This window comes from Pseudomonas saudiphocaensis, assembly GCF_000756775.1.
GTDB lineage: Bacteria > Pseudomonadota > Gammaproteobacteria > Pseudomonadales > Pseudomonadaceae > Stutzerimonas > Stutzerimonas saudiphocaensis.
The window spans coordinates 2,733,514-2,748,068 of record NZ_CCSF01000001.1 but is presented as its reverse complement, the minus strand read 5'-3'; the positions used below and the strand labels follow the sequence as shown (position 1 = coordinate 2,748,068).

16 protein-coding genes are annotated in these 14,555 nt (G+C 58.1%); 2 read left to right on the top strand and 14 right to left on the bottom strand.

From position 1 onward, the window contains the following. Position 1: 1 nt before the first annotated feature. The 14 genes from BN1079_RS12670 to rpmH all read right to left on the bottom strand — a co-directional run bounded on the left by BN1079_RS12670 (position 2) and on the right by rpmH (position 11,448). Positions 2-538: a F0F1 ATP synthase subunit delta gene (locus BN1079_RS12670; RefSeq protein ID WP_037024886.1), complete on the bottom strand. Its 537-nt coding sequence runs from the start codon at positions 536-538 to the stop codon at positions 2-4. Between the two features lie 12 nt (positions 539-550). Beyond that, the gene (locus BN1079_RS12665) at positions 551-1,021 is read right to left on the bottom strand and encodes a F0F1 ATP synthase subunit B (RefSeq protein WP_037024883.1); all 471 of its coding nucleotides are present in this window, start codon (positions 1,019-1,021) and stop codon (positions 551-553) included. A gap of 93 nt (positions 1,022-1,114) precedes the next feature. Then, positions 1,115-1,342, bottom strand: a complete 228-nt coding sequence (gene atpE / locus BN1079_RS12660) for a F0F1 ATP synthase subunit C (RefSeq protein ID WP_037024880.1) — start codon at positions 1,340-1,342, stop codon at positions 1,115-1,117. Between the two features lie 71 nt (positions 1,343-1,413). Further along, entirely contained in the window at positions 1,414-2,283 is an 870-nt protein-coding gene (gene atpB / locus BN1079_RS12655) for a F0F1 ATP synthase subunit A (RefSeq protein WP_037024878.1), read from the bottom strand. A 14-nt stretch (positions 2,284-2,297) separates the two neighbouring features. Then, positions 2,298-2,696: a F0F1 ATP synthase subunit I gene (locus BN1079_RS12650; RefSeq protein WP_074436841.1), complete on the bottom strand. Its 399-nt coding sequence runs from the start codon at positions 2,694-2,696 to the stop codon at positions 2,298-2,300. A 134-nt stretch (positions 2,697-2,830) separates the two neighbouring features. Further along, a complete protein-coding gene (locus BN1079_RS12645; protein WP_037024875.1) occupies positions 2,831-3,703 on the bottom strand; it encodes a ParB/RepB/Spo0J family partition protein in 873 nt (290 codons plus the stop codon). 10 nt (positions 3,704-3,713) lie between these two features. Then, entirely contained in the window at positions 3,714-4,502 is a 789-nt protein-coding gene (locus tag BN1079_RS12640; RefSeq protein ID WP_037024874.1) for a ParA family protein, read from the bottom strand. A gap of 19 nt (positions 4,503-4,521) precedes the next feature. Continuing rightward, positions 4,522-5,169 carry a 16S rRNA (guanine(527)-N(7))-methyltransferase RsmG gene (gene rsmG / locus BN1079_RS12635; RefSeq protein ID WP_037024873.1) on the bottom strand — a complete coding sequence of 216 codons (648 nt, stop codon included), beginning with the start codon at positions 5,167-5,169 and terminating at the stop codon, positions 4,522-4,524. Further along, positions 5,169-7,061, bottom strand: coding sequence for a tRNA uridine-5-carboxymethylaminomethyl(34) synthesis enzyme MnmG (gene mnmG / locus BN1079_RS12630; RefSeq protein WP_037024871.1), 1,893 nt, complete (start codon positions 7,059-7,061; stop codon positions 5,169-5,171). The genes rsmG and mnmG overlap by 1 nt, the downstream gene beginning before the upstream one ends. A 490-nt stretch (positions 7,062-7,551) precedes the next feature. Next, positions 7,552-8,919, bottom strand: a complete 1,368-nt coding sequence (gene mnmE, locus BN1079_RS12625) for a tRNA uridine-5-carboxymethylaminomethyl(34) synthesis GTPase MnmE (protein WP_037024870.1) — start codon at positions 8,917-8,919, stop codon at positions 7,552-7,554. Positions 8,920-8,986: 67 nt separating this feature from the next. Then, positions 8,987-10,660: a membrane protein insertase YidC gene (gene yidC / locus BN1079_RS12620; protein WP_037024868.1), complete on the bottom strand. Its 1,674-nt coding sequence runs from the start codon at positions 10,658-10,660 to the stop codon at positions 8,987-8,989. A gap of 2 nt (positions 10,661-10,662) precedes the next feature. Further along, positions 10,663-10,908: a membrane protein insertion efficiency factor YidD gene (gene yidD, locus BN1079_RS17445; protein WP_074436840.1), complete on the bottom strand. Its 246-nt coding sequence runs from the start codon at positions 10,906-10,908 to the stop codon at positions 10,663-10,665. Continuing rightward, positions 10,901-11,296 carry a ribonuclease P protein component gene (gene rnpA / locus BN1079_RS12615; protein WP_037024867.1) on the bottom strand — a complete coding sequence of 132 codons (396 nt, stop codon included), beginning with the start codon at positions 11,294-11,296 and terminating at the stop codon, positions 10,901-10,903. The genes yidD and rnpA overlap by 8 nt, the downstream gene beginning before the upstream one ends. A 17-nt stretch (positions 11,297-11,313) precedes the next feature. Next, positions 11,314-11,448, bottom strand: a complete 135-nt coding sequence (gene rpmH, locus BN1079_RS12610; RefSeq protein WP_037024866.1) for a 50S ribosomal protein L34 — start codon at positions 11,446-11,448, stop codon at positions 11,314-11,316. Positions 11,449-11,959: 511 nt separating this feature from the next. Here rpmH and dnaA point away from each other — a divergent pair. Continuing rightward, a complete protein-coding gene (dnaA, locus tag BN1079_RS12605; protein WP_037024865.1) occupies positions 11,960-13,405 on the top strand; it encodes a chromosomal replication initiator protein DnaA in 1,446 nt (481 codons plus the stop codon). Between the two features lie 36 nt (positions 13,406-13,441). Further along, a complete protein-coding gene (gene dnaN / locus BN1079_RS12600) occupies positions 13,442-14,545 on the top strand; it encodes a DNA polymerase III subunit beta (RefSeq protein WP_037024864.1) in 1,104 nt (367 codons plus the stop codon). Positions 14,546-14,555: the final 10 nt, after the last annotated feature.

Sequence of the window (14,555 nt, the reverse complement as noted above, 5' to 3'; positions counted from 1 at the left end):
ATCAGGATTTCAACGATTCGGCCAACTGGCTCAGTTTGCCGCGGACCGAACCGTCGACAACCACATCACCGGCGCGAATGACCACGCCGCCGATCAGAGCAGGATTCACGGCCTGCTGGAGGTTAACGGTGCGATCTAGCCGCTTCGACAGGGCGGCAGCCAAAGTTTGGAGTTGTGCGTTGCTGAGCTCGAAGGCAGTTTCAACTTCTGCCTCAAGCGTTTTGTCGGCTTGCGCCTTGATGTCCTCGTACAGCTCGCTGACCGTCGGCAGTACCGACAGGCGATCATTCTCGCCAAGACTGCGGACGAAATTGCGAAAAGCTTCGTCGGTGTCGTCGCCGAGCAAGCGAACCAGCTCCTGAACCTTGCTTTCGCTGGTCAGGCGCGGGTCGCTCAGCAGGGCCGAGACTTCCGGGACTTCAACGGCGATGGCCGCCAGGCTCAGCATCTTCGACCAGGACTCGGTCTGTCCGGCCGCACTAGCAAACTCGAAAGCTGCTTTCGCGTAAGGCCGAGCAAGCGTCTGGGTATTGATCATCGCTTGCCTCGCTTAAAGTTGGGAGGCCAGTTTTTCGACCAGTTCGTTGTGTACCTTGGCGTCCACCTGGGACTCCAGGATCTTCTCTGCACCGGCGACGGCTAGAGCCGCTACCTGGCTGCGCAGTTGATCCCTGGCACGATTCACTTCCTGTTCGATCTCGGCGCGGGCACTGGCGACCAGTCGCTCGCCTTCGGCACGTGCCTGCTGCTTGGCTTCCTCGACAATCGCGTTGGCTTGCTTGTTGGCCTGCTCGATGATCTGGGCAGCCTGTTCCTTGGTCTCACGCAGGGTGTTGGTCACCTTGTCCTGAGCCAGTTTCAGGTCTTGCTGTGCACGGCCAGCGGCATCCAGCCCATCGGCGATCTTCTTCTGGCGTGCTGCCATGGCTGCCGTTACCGGCGGCCAGACGAGCTTCATGCAAAACCAGACGAAGATAGCGAAGGCGATCGTTTGACCGAACAGCGTCAAGTTAATGTTCACAGCGATTTACCTCGTGCTATCTCGTTCAACGCGGGAGTCATTCCACGGCGACGGGGCTCGCCCGGCGAACCCCATCTCAAACCGGATAAATGCTTAACCAGCGACAACGAAGATGAGGTACATCGCGATACCAACACCGATCATCGGTACGGCGTCGAGCAGGCCGGCCATCAGGAAGGTCTTGGTTTGCAGCTGCGGAGCCAGCTCAGGCTGACGAGCAGTGGATTCCAGCAGCTTGCCGCCAAGGATGGCGAAGCCAATGCCAGTGCCCAGGGCACCCAGACCGATCATGATAGCGGCGGCGATGTAGACGAGTTCCATGTAAAGCTCCTGAAGCTAAGGGGTTAAGGTTTTTCGTGGGTAAAGCAAAGTCGTTTCGAACGATTCAGCCGTTAGTGCGCCTGCTCGGCTCCATGGTCTTCATGTGCAGAGCTCAGATACACCACGGTCAGAACCATAAAGATGAACGCCTGCAGCGGGATAACCAGGATATGGAAGATCGCCCAGGGCACATTCAAGGTCCACTGCACATAGAACGGCAGCAGCGCGATAAGGATGAAGACCACCTCACCGGCATACATGTTGCCGAACAGACGCAGAGCCAGGCTCAGCGGTTTGGTCAGCAGACCGAGAATTTCGAGGAACAGGTTAAATGGCACCAGCGACCAGTGGTTGAACGGGGTAAAAGCCAGTTCCTTGGTGAAACCACCCACGCCCTTGACCTTGAAACTGTAGAACAGGATCAGGATGAACACGCCCAGCGACAGACCAAAGGTGCCGTTCGGGTCGGTGGTCGGCACGATCTTGAAGGCTGGCAGGCCCAGCAGGTGAGCAATACCAGGGATGTAGTCGACCGGGATCCACTTCAGGCTGTTCATCAGGAACACCCAGACGAAGATGGTCAGTGCCAGAGGTGCGATTAGCGGGTTGCGGCCGTGGAAGGTGTCCTTGACCACGCCCTCGATGAACTCGACGCAGATTTCGACGAAGTTCTGCAGTTTGCCGGGGACACCGTCGGTAGCGACCTTGGCGACGCTGCGGAACAGCAGGATGAAGATGGCGCCCATCAGCAGCGACCAGCCCAGAGTGTCCAGGTGGACGGCCATAAAGCCCATGTCACGTGCTTCCGCACCGGTCTGGGCAATGGTCCAGGTGGCTTGATCGACGACAGAGCCGTCGCCGCGAACGTAACCTGCCGGCAGTTTCCCGTAGGTCAGATTCTGCAGGTGATGCTGGATATATTCCGCCGGGGTACTCGCCATAAACGCCTCAGTGCTCAATGCTTCGGATTAGTTTTCATCAGTAGGAGGGCGCTCGCTCCGGCGCCTAGAACCAACACGTAGCCGGCAAACAACGCCAATGGCTCCAGCGGTTCCACTCCCACAAACACCAGCGCAAACAACGCTGCTGCAAGAACCTGTTTTCCCATCTCGCCAGCCCAAATGGACTGCACGATTGCCCTGGCCGAACGCGCGCCGAAGTAACGGAACGCCTTGAACGCGAAGTAAAGGTTGGCCAGTAGCGCTATCAGGCCGCCAAGCAACCCGGAGTAGCCGGCGACCATACCAAAAAGCAACCCGCAGAACACTGCGACAACCAGTCCGACAAGCGCCTGCACAATCAGTACACGCACAACCGGCTGACGATGAAGAGGTGTCCTGTTACGTATATTCACCCGTACATCCGCCGCCAGAGACCGTTGTTGCCAACAATGACCGCAGTCAAAAAAGCGCGGCGAGTATAGGAGCAGGCCACTTTGCGTTCAACCTTCAGGTAGCCTTTTCCGGTCGTCACTACATGTTTTTTGTTTCAGCGAATGTGCGCCAGCACACCTTGCAGCTCATCCAGCGAATTGTAGCGGATAACCAGCTGCCCCTTGCCCTTCTCGCCATGCTTGATCTGCACCGGAGAGCCTAGCCGCTCGGCCAGGCGCTGCTCCAGACGCTGGATGTCCGGATCGCTCTTGGGCTCGCTTTTCCTGGTTTGCGGGGTATTCAGCCATTGACGTACAAGAGCCTCGGTCTGGCGCACGGTCATACCCCGTGCGACAACATGCCGCGCACCGTCTATCTGTTGTTCTGCCGGAAGGCCGAGCAATGCCCGGGCGTGGCCCATTTCAAGATCGCCGTGGGAGAGCAGCGTCTTGATCTCGTCGGGCAAGGCAATCAGCCGCAGCAGATTACTGACGGTCACCCGCGACTTGCCCACTGCATCGGCAACTTGCTGCTGGGTCAGCTGAAATTCCTGCTGCAAGCGTTGCAACGCCACTGCTTCTTCGATGGGGTTGAGATCTTCACGCTGGATGTTTTCGATCAGCGCCATGGCAATAGCAGCTTCATCGCTGACATCGCGTATCAGCGCCGGAATCTTTTCCAGTCCAGCCTGCTGGCTGGCCCGCCAGCGGCGTTCACCAGCGATGATTTCATAACGACCGCCACCGATGGCGCGCACCACGATGGGCTGCATGACGCCCTGGGCCTTGATCGATTGCGCCAGTTCTTCAAGGGTGACCGGATCGATGTCCCGACGTGGCTGGTACTTGCCCCGCTGAATCACGTCCAGCGGCAGCTCCTGCAGCTCACGTACGTCGGCCTGAACGGCCTGCTCCTGCATCGTGCTGACACTGGCGCCGCCGAGCAGGGCATCCAGTCCACGTCCCAGGCCTCTTTTCTTGGTCGCCATTAGAAATTCCTTATGCGGTTACGCTACGGGCAGCGCGGCGCTGGCGGCGTGACAACTCTCCTGCCAGCGCCAGGTAGGCCAATGCGCCCTTGGATTGCTTGTCATACACCAGCGCCGGCATGCCGTGACTGGGCGCTTCGGCCAGCCTGACGTTGCGCGGAATCACCGTGTCATAGAGCTTGTCGCCGAAATGCGCCTTGAGCTGCTCGGTGACCTCGTTGGTCAGGCTGCTGCGCGGGTCGTACATGGTGCGCAGCAGACCTTCGATCTTCAGGCTCGGGTTGAGCAGCTGAGAGATGCGCTGAATCGAGTTGACCAGATCACTCAGGCCTTCCAGTGCGTAGTACTCGCACTGCATGGGGATGATTACCCCGTCGGCAGCGGTCAGGGCGTTGATGGTCAGCATCGACAGCGATGGCGGACAGTCGATGAGAATGTAATCGTAATTCTCCCGCACCGGCGCCAGGGCCTCGCGCAGACGATTTTCCTTGGCCGGCAGGTTGAGCAACGCCACCTCGGCAGCCGTCAGGTCTCGGTTGGCGGGCAACAGCTGATAACCACCATGTTCGGAATACTGCATGGCATCGACCAGGCTACATTCGCCGATCAGCACGTCGTAGATCGAGTAATCCAGATTCAACTTATCCACACCGCTACCGGTGGTGGCGTTGCCCTGCGGGTCGAGGTCGATCAACAGCACGCGACGGCGGGTTGCCACCAGCGAGGCTGCAAGGTTGATACAGGTGGTGGTCTTGGCGACACCGCCTTTCTGATTGGCGATGGCAAATACTTTAGCCATGATCAGTGTCTGTCCAGGGTCATGAAGTGCGGCGCAGTATCAGCAGATGGCGCTGGCCTTGGCAACCGGGAACCTTGAGGACCAGGCAACGTTCCAGCTCGAAGTCGCTGGGTAGGGCCTGTAGTTCGTCGTCCGGCTGTACGCCTTTCATGGCCAGCCAGCGAGTCTTGTCGTCGCTCAGGTGACGCGTCCAATTAGCGAAGTCTTCCAGTGAGCTGAAAGCCCTGGAAGTGATATCGGTAAAGGGCTGCTCGGGTTTGAACGCCTCCACTCGACTGTGGATAACCTCGACATTGGCCAGCTTCAGCTCCAGCTTGACCTGGGTGAGGAAGCGCGTCTTCTTGCCGTTGGAATCGAGCAGGGTGAACTGGCGCTCGGGGAACAGGATGGCCAGGGGAATTCCCGGCATACCGCCGCCGCTACCCACATCCAGCCAGCGCGAACCTCCCGTGGAGGCTTGGGCGACAATGCTGAGGCTGTCGAGCAGGTGCCGGGAAACCATCTCCGCCGGATCACGCACGGCGGTGAGGTTGTAGGCCTTGTTCCACTTGTTCAGCAGTGCTAGATAGCCCAGAAGCAGCTGTTGCTGTTCATCACTCAGTTCGATGCCCAGCTGCAGCGCGCCTTCACGCAGTTCTGCCGCATGGCTTGCGGTTTCAAGACTCATCAGGCGCTTTGCTCCAGCTTCTGGCCGGCACTGCGCTTTTTCAGATGAATCATCAGCAATGACACCGCTGCCGGCGTAACGCCTGGAATTCTGGATGCCTGGCCGAGTGTTTGAGGACGTGCCTGGGACAGCTTGTGCTGGATTTCCTTGGAGAGCCCGGCGATGGCGTTGTAATCGAGTTCGGCTGGCAGAACCACATTCTCGCTGGCACGTAGCCTGGCGATCTCGTCCTGCTGGCGTTCGATATAGCCAGCGTATTTGGTTCTGATTTCCACCTGCTCGGCGACCTGCGGGTCCTCCACCCCTTCCCCAGTCAGTTCGACCAGGCTCTGATAGTCGATCTCCGGGCGGGCCAGGAGGTTGAGCAGATTGTATTCGTGGGTCAGCGGCGTGCCGAAACGGGCGGAAATCGCATCGCCCTGTTCGGTGCCGGGGCGTACCCACGTTTCCTTCAGCCGCTGTTCTTCGCGCGCAATACCTTCGCGCTTGCGCTCGAAGGCCGCCCAACGGATGTCATCCACCAGCCCCAACTCGCGGCCTTTTTCGGTCAGGCGCATATCGGCGTTATCTTCACGCAGGATCAGCCGGTATTCGGCACGCGAAGTGAACATGCGATACGGCTCTTGGGTGCCAAGCGTAATCAGATCATCGATCAATACGCCGAGATAGGCTTCATCACGACGTGGATACCAGGCTTCACGACCCTGGGCACGCAATCCGGCATTGGTGCCGGCGAGCAGCCCCTGGATGCCGGCTTCCTCGTAGCCCGTGGTGCCGTTGATCTGGCCGGCGAAGAACAGGCCGCCGATCACCTTGGTTTCCAGGCTGTGCTTGAGATCGCGCGGGTCGAAGTAGTCGTACTCGATGGCATAGCCCGGTCGGACAATATGCGCGTGCTCCATCCCGCGAATGCTTTGCACGATCTGCAACTGCACATCGAAGGGCAACGAGGTGGAAATGCCGTTGGGGTAAAGCTCGTGGGTGGTCAGGCCTTCAGGTTCGATAAAGACCTGATGGCTGTCCTTGTCGGCGAAGCGATGAATCTTGTCTTCGATGGAGGGGCAATAGCGTGGGCCGACACCTTCAATAACACCGGAATACATCGGTGAGCGGTCCAGATTGGCCGCGATGATTTCGTGGGTGCGGGCATTGGTATGGGTGATCCAGCAGCTCACTTGGCGCGGATGCTGTTCGCGAGTGCCTAGATAAGACATCACCGGCAGTGGCGTGTCGCCGGGCTGTTCGATCATCACCGAAAAATCCACGCTTTTGCCGTCGATGCGCGGCGGTGTGCCGGTCTTCAGGCGACCCACGCGTAAAGGCTGTTCCCGCAGACGCTGAGCCAGCGCTATGGCAGGTGGATCACCGGCACGACCGCCGGAATAGTTCTGCAGGCCTATGTGGATAAGTCCACCGAGGAAGGTTCCGGTCGTCAGGACCACGGATTCTGCGAAGAAACGCAGCCCCATCTGGGTGACCACGCCCCGTACCTGATCCGCTTCAACGATCAGGTCGTCTGCAGCTTGCTGAAATATCCACAGGTTGGGCTGGTTTTCCAGAGTTTCGCGAACGGCTGCCTTGTACAGAATCCGATCAGCCTGAGCACGAGTGGCGCGGACTGCAGGGCCTTTACGGCTGTTGAGCACACGAAACTGAATGCCGCTCCTGTCGGTGGCCGTTGCCATGACGCCACCGAGCGCATCGATTTCCTTGACCAGATGGCTCTTGCCGATGCCACCGATGGCCGGATTGCAGCTCATCTGGCCGAGGGTTTCCACATTGTGCGTCAGCAGCAGGGTTTTCACGCCCATACGTGCTGCTGCCAAGGCAGCTTCGGTACCGGCATGGCCACCGCCGATCACGATGACGTCAAAACGGGAAGGGAAATCCACCACGCACCTCGTGCCTGTTCGTAAGAGTTCTGGGAAGCACGCAAGTATAGGGTTTCACGGACGTTGAAAGAAGACTTCTGGATAAAAAATAACCAGCTTCGCCCGGTAAGCACTTAGCAGACAAAAATAGGAATAAAGAAAGAAATTCTTTAAAGCTTATTTTTATGTTTATAAATGGTGCGCCCGTTATCTGTGGATAACCTCTGTAACCATCGAACTCAAAGGGCTGCAGCGAATAATAACTTGGTGCTGAAGCTGGGCGGCTGCGGTGCGTAGGCGGTTGGTAGCCTGTGCATGAATTGCCTTGTTATCCACAGACACATTTATCTACCGTTTTATACCAAGGTTATGGACCTGGCTTAAGGGAAGTTGTCCACAGTGTTCAAGCGGAGGTGGAATGAGGAATAGATCGACGAAAGGCCCAGACACAGGCCGTCACGCCACGCTCACTTGGAGCTGGCGTAAGAGTCGAAAAGCGTAGGGAGGAGCGTTATTTGCCGATGCAGAAACTGGAAAAGATCCGCCCTAGCAGATCATCCGAGCTGAAGGCACCGGTGATCTCGCCCAGAGCTTGCTGAGCCTGACGAAGATCTTCCGCCAAGAGCTCGCCCGCACCGGCGAGGGTCAGTTGCGTGTGGCCATGGTCAAGATGCTGCTGAGCCTGGCGCAATGCATCGAGGTGGCGACGACGGGCGCTGAAGCTGCTTTCCGCGGTCTGGTCGTAGCCCATGCAGGTTTTCAGGTGCTCACGAAGCACCTCGAGACCCTGCCTCGAACGCGCCGAGAGGCTAAGCACCGTCTCCCCGTTCGAGCTGGTAGAGAGCCCAATGGGTTCGCCGGTGAGATCGGCCTTGTTGCGGATCAGCGTCGTCCGAAGCGGATCGGGCTGTGTCTTTAGGAAATCCGGCCAGGGCGACTCATCGGAACCGATGGCGGACGTGCTGGCATCGACCATCAGCAGGATGCGATCCGCCTCTGCAATGGCCTTGATCGCACGCTCGATGCCGATGCGTTCGACCTGGTCGTCGGTATCGCGCAGCCCGGCCGTGTCGATAATGTGCAGCGGCATGCCATCAATGTGGATATGTTCACGCAGGATGTCCCGTGTGGTGCCGGCGATATCGGTGACGATGGCCGCCTCGCGTCCAGCCAGCGCATTAAGCAGACTCGACTTGCCGGCATTGGGCAGACCGGCGATGACCACGGTCATGCCCTCTCTCAGCAGTGCTCCCTGACCCGCTTCACGCAATACTGTGGATAACTCGCCGCGAACGCCCTCAAGCAGGCCAAGGACGTGGCCATCAGCGAGAAAATCAATTTCCTCTTCGGGAAAGTCGATGGCGGCCTCTACGTAGATACGCAGCTGGATCAGCCTTTCGGTTAGCTGGTGAACCCGTCGGGAGAACTCACCCTGAAGCGAACGCACCGCATTGAGCGCTGCTTGAGCGGAGCTGGCCTCGATCAGATCGGCAATGGCTTCGGCCTGGGCCAGGTCCAGCTTGTCATTGAGAAAGGCCCGCTCGCTGAACTCCCCCGGCCGCGCGAGACGCGCGCCCAGCTCCACGCAGCGGCGCAGCAGCATATCCATGACTACCGGCCCGCCATGGCCCTGAAGCTCCAGCACGTCTTCGCCGGTAAATGAATGCGGGCCGGGAAAGAACAGCATCAGCCCTTCATCGATGACCCCACCGTCATCGGCATGAAACGGGCCGTAGTGGGCATGGCGGGCAACAGGTTCCCGTCCACTGAGGGTAATCGCCAGCGCCTTGGCGCGCGGCCCGGAAACACGCACGACGCCAATGCCGCCACGGCCCGGCGCGGTGGCAACTGCAGCGATGGTTTCGTGATCTGGTCGCATGCGGGTTTCTCCTGAAACTGGAAAAGCAAAACGCCCCAATCAAGGGGCGTTTTGTTCAGCTCTCAAGTCAGACTGCCTTGGTCGCCTTTTCGATCTTGCGGGTAATGTACCACTGCTGCGCGATGGACAGGACGTTGTTGACGACCCAGTACAGCACCAGACCAGCTGGGAACCAGAGGAAGAAAAAGGTGAAGATGATCGGCAGCAACTTCATCACCCGCGCCTGCATGGGGTCCGGCGGAGTTGGGTTGAGCTGCTGCTGGAAGAACATGGTCACGCCCATGATGATCGGCAGGATGAAGTAGGGATCCTTGATCGACAGGTCGGTGATCCAGAACATCCAGGGCGCCTGGCGCATCTCGACGCTTTCCAGCAGTACCCAGTACAGCGCCAGGAACACCGGCATCTGAACCAGGATCGGCAGGCAGCCACCCAGTGGATTGATCTTCTCTTTCTTGTACAGCTCCATCATCGCCTGGGACATCTTCTGGCGATCGTCGCCATGCTGTTCCTTGAGCGCCTGCATCTTCGGCGCCACGGCGCGCATACGGGCCATGGATCGGTAGCTGGCTGCCGAGAGCGGGAAGAAGATCAGCTTGATGATGACGGTCAGTACAATAATCGACCAACCCCAGTTGATGATCACCGACTGAATCAGGCTGAGCAGCCAGAAGATCGGCTGGGCAATGAACCAGAGGAAGCCATAGTCAACGGTCAGACGCAGACCAGGTGAAAGTTCTTCCAGGCGATCCTGATCCTTGGGGCCGGCATACAGGGTTGCAGCCACCTCGCCGGTGCTGCCGGGAGCGACCGAAACCGCAGAGCCGGTGTAGCCGATGATGTAGTTGCCCTGGCTGTCCTTGCGGGTCTGGACCTGATTGGTCTGATCCGGAGAAGGAATCCACGCAGTTACGAAGTAATGCTGAAGCCAGGCGATCCAGCCGCCTTCAACGGTTTCCCTTACGTTCTTGTCATCCATGTCGCCCATGGAGACCTTGCGATAGGGCTCGTCCTTGGTCCAGAGCGCTGCACCAAGATAAGTAGCGGTGCCGGTTGCAGTACTCGAGGAGGGATCGCCACTGCTGTCGCGCTTGAGTTGCCCGAACATGTAGCCGGTCCAGGGCTTTTCGCTCTGGTTGTTGATCAGATAGCGCACTTCAAGGTTGTAGGCGCCGCGCTCGAAGCTGAAGCGCTTGATGTAATCGACACCGTCTTCGCTATAGGCAAGGTCAACCACCAGCCGATCCTGGCCCTCGGCCATTACGTACTGTTGCTGGGTACTGCGGTAAAGCGGACGGCCGCTGGCCTTGTCCGGACCGTCACCGATCAGACCGCTTTGTGCTTCATAGATATGCTGGGCACTGCGCTCGAACAGCTGGAACGGAATGTCCGGACGATCCTGGCGACGCGGATATTGCGGCAGCTTCAGATCAATGATGTCGCCACCACGCGGATCAATGGCCAGATCCAGCACATCGGTGCGCACATGGATCAGCTGCGAACTTGCCGGAGCATCCGGGAGGGCATTGGCCTGCTGCTCGCCGGCCACCACGGGAATGTCACCTTCCGCGCCTTCAGGGTTGGCAATGGTCGGCATGTCGCTTTGTGCAGCCGTTGAATTTTGCGTCTGACGGGGCTCGTCAGGCAGGGCTGTCTGCCCATAGTCTTGGTTCCACTTCAGAACCAGCAGATAGGCAACGATGGCCAGTGATACAAGCAGGATCGAGCGTTTGATATCCATGATTACTCGGTCATCGATGATGAATTTGAGGTGTTATTAGAAGGTACGGGATCATAGCCGCCCGGACTCCATGGATGGCAGCGACCGATTCTGCGCAAGCTAAGCCAGCCACCGTGCAGCAGGCCATAGGTCTCAATGGCCTCCAAGGCATAGCAGGAACAGCTTGGATAGAAGCGGCAATGGCTCGCCATCATGGGGCTGATGGCGTACCGATAAATGCGAATCGGGATCAGAGCCAGTTTACGCATGGACGGTCTTATCCTGCTCTGGTTGAACGGCAGCTTTGGACGGTGTGCGCGACAACCGTTTCCAGAGCTTATTGAATTGCCGTGCCAGTTCAGGGTTGTCCATGTCGGCCAATCCTTTACGCGCAATCACCACGACGTCCCAACCGGCCAACTCCAGCTGATGGAGGCGGAAGGTTTCGCGCAGCTGCCGCTTGATGCGATTGCGTTCGACCGAGAGCTTTACACTCTTTTTGCCGATCACCAGCCCGATACGGGGATGCGGCAGGTCATTTTCGCGCACAAGGAGCAGGACGTTCCTGCCCGGTAACTTGCCGCAAGGGGAGTCGAAGACTGCCTTGAACTGGCTCGGGGTCAGCAATCGCTTGTCCCGACTGAAGTCCCGACTCACTAGCGATTCCGACGTGTTCAGACTGCCAGACGCTTACGACCTTTGGCACGACGGCGGGACAGGACGGCACGGCCGTTCTTGGTGGCCATACGGGCACGGAAACCGTGGTTGCGAGCGCGCTTGATGGTGCTGGGCTGGAAAGTGCGTTTCATGATGCTTTACCTGGTGATCCATTGCGGGCCGGAATGGCCCCCTTTTAAGAGACCGGCGATTGTAGAGAAGCCGGGCGGTCAGGTCAATTTCCAGCCAGTCGATCAATCAGCGAAAGTTACATAAAGAAAAGAAAGAATAGTCTTTCTTTCTAAAGCGTTTGTAGATGGTGAGTCAGCTTTCTGTGGATAACAGGCTGTAACCCTTGCCTGGCGAGGTCTTGCAAGATTTTTAACCCTTGGGGTTAACGGTGAGCTGAAGGTGCGTATGCGTTGTATAGGCTGTGGGTGAATCGGTTACTTATCCACAGGACGTTTGTTGTTCATGATATCCACCGGGTGATCCCCAGAGCTTGTGCGGGGTTATCAACAGGTCTTAGCGAAGCCTTCTTCTTTATGTAGATGATTACTCGATGCATTTCTGCATTCGGACAAAGCTTCATTTGTGGATAAGTAGAAGGCACAGAGCTACAATGGCGGCCGTTTTACAGCTCGACAGCGTCTAGGAGATTCCGTGTCGGTGGAACTTTGGCAGCAGTGCGTTGACCTCTTGAGGGATGAACTGCCAGCCCAGCAATTCAACACATGGATTCGTCCGCTTCAGGTTGAGGCCGAAGCAGACGCACTTCACGTTTATGCGCCGAACCGCTTTGTTCTGGATTGGGTTAACGAGAAGTATCTGTCCCGTTTGCTTGAGCTGCTGTCCGAGCGAGCGGATGGTCCGGCTCCTAATCTTTCGTTGTTGATCGGCAGCAAGCGCCGCCCCGCCGCAACGGGTTTGCCGTCCGCTTCCGCGGCACGTGCGCAACAGCCGGCTCCGGCTGCACCTTCTGCGGTTCAAGAACCGGTACGGTATGACAATGTCCCGACCGCAGTATCCGAACCTGCGGCTCCCGCGCGTACAGAACGTAACGTGCAGGTCGAAGGCGGGCTCAAGCACACCAGTTATCTCAATCGCACCTTCACCTTCGAGAACTTTGTCGAAGGTAAATCCAACCAGTTGGCGCGCGCTGCCGCCTGGCAGGTGGCGGACAATCCCAAGCACGGCTACAACCCTTTGTTCCTTTATGGCGGCGTGGGTCTGGGCAAGACCCACCTGATGCATGCCGTGGGCAACCATCTGCTGAAGAAGAATCCGAATGCCAAGGTGGTCTACCTACATTCGGAGCGCTTCGTCGCGGATATGGTCAAGGCGCTGCAGCTCAATGCCATCAACGAATTCAAGCGTTTCTACCGTTCGGTTGATGCGTTGCTGATTGACGACATCCAGTTTTTCGCCAAGAAGGAACGCTCTCAGGAAGAGTTCTTCCACACCTTCAACGCGTTGCTCGAAGGCGGACAACAGGTGATCCTCACCAGCGATCGTTACCCCAAGGAAATCGATGGCCTGGAAGAGCGCCTGAAGTCCCGTTTCGGCTGGGGGCTTACGGTGGCAGTGGAGCCGCCGGAGCTGGAAACACGCGTGGCGATCCTGATGAAAAAGGCTGATCAGGCCAATGTCGACCTGCCTCATGATGCCGCCTTCTTTATCGCCCAGCGGATTCGCTCCAACGTCCGTGAGCTGGAGGGTGCACTCAAACGAGTGATCGCTCACTCCCACTTCATGGGGCGTGACATCACCATCGAGCTTATTCGCGAGTCGCTGAAGGATTTGCTGGCCCTGCAGGACAAGCTGGTCAGCATCGATAATATCCAGCGCACCGTCGCCGAATACTACAAGATCAAGATTGCCGATCTGCTTTCCAAGCGACGCTCGCGCTCGGTAGCACGTCCACGCCAAGTGGCGATGGCCTTGTCCAAAGAACTGACCAATCACAGCCTGCCCGAAATCGGTGACGCATTTGGCGGGCGTGATCACACGACGGTGCTGCACGCCTGTCGTAAGATTGCAGAGCTTCGTGAACTGGATGCGGATATTCGCGAAGATTACAAAAACCTACTGCGTACTTTGACAACCTGACAGACTGCGGCCAATTAATAGGCAAGGGACCGGACCATGCATTTCACCATTCAGCGCGAAGCCCTGTTGAAACCCCTGCAGCTGGTAGCCGGCGTCGTCGAACGGCGCCAGACCTTGCCGGTGCTGTCCAATGTACTGCTGGTCGTCCAAGATCAGCAGCTGTCCTTGACCGGCACCGACCTGGAAGTCGAGCTGGTCGGCCGCGTCGCCCTGGAAGATGCCTGCGAGCCCGGTGAAATCACCGTCCCTGCACGCAAGCTGATGGATATCTGCAAAAGCCTGCAGCCTGATGCGCTCATCGATATCCGTCTCGACGATCAGAAAGTGGTCATCAAGTCCGGACGCAGCCGCTTTACCCTTTCCACCCTGCCCGCCAATGACTTCCCCGCCGTGGAAGAAGGGCCGGGTTCGCTGAGCTTCAACGTCAGCCAAGGCAGCATGCGCCGCATGATCGAGCGCAGCAGTTTCGCCATGGCCCAGCAGGACGTGCGTTATTACCTCAATGGCATGCTGATTGAAGTTTCCAGCGGCATGCTGCGCGCAGTGGCCACCGATGGCCATCGCCTGGCGATGTGCTCGGTTCAAGCCAACATCGATCAGCAGGAGCGCCACCAGGTCATCGTTCCACGCAAGGGCATCCTGGAGCTGGCGCGATTGCTGACCGAGCAGGACGGGGAAGTCAGCATCGTGCTGGGGCAGCATCATATTCGTGCGACTACGGGCGAATTCACCTTCACTTCCAAGCTGGTGGACGGCAAGTTCCCCGATTACGAGCGTGTCCTGCCACGCGGTGGCGACAAGCTGGTGGTCGGGGATAGGCAGACACTGCGCGAAGCCTTCAGCCGTACGGCGATTCTTTCCAATGAGAAGTACCGCGGCATTCGCCTGCAGTTGGAAAGCGGCTTGTTGAAGATCCAGGCCAACAACCCCGAGCAGGAAGAGGCGGAAGAAGAGGTAGCAGTCGATTACAACGGTGGCTCGCTGGAGATCGGCTTCAACGTCAGCTATCTGCTGGACGTACTGGGCGTAATGACCACCGACAAGGTGCGCCTGATCCTTTCCGATGCCAACAGCAGCGCGCTGGTCCAGGAATTCGACAACGACGATTCCTCCTACGTCGTTATGCCAATGCGCCTGTAATCAGCGCTGA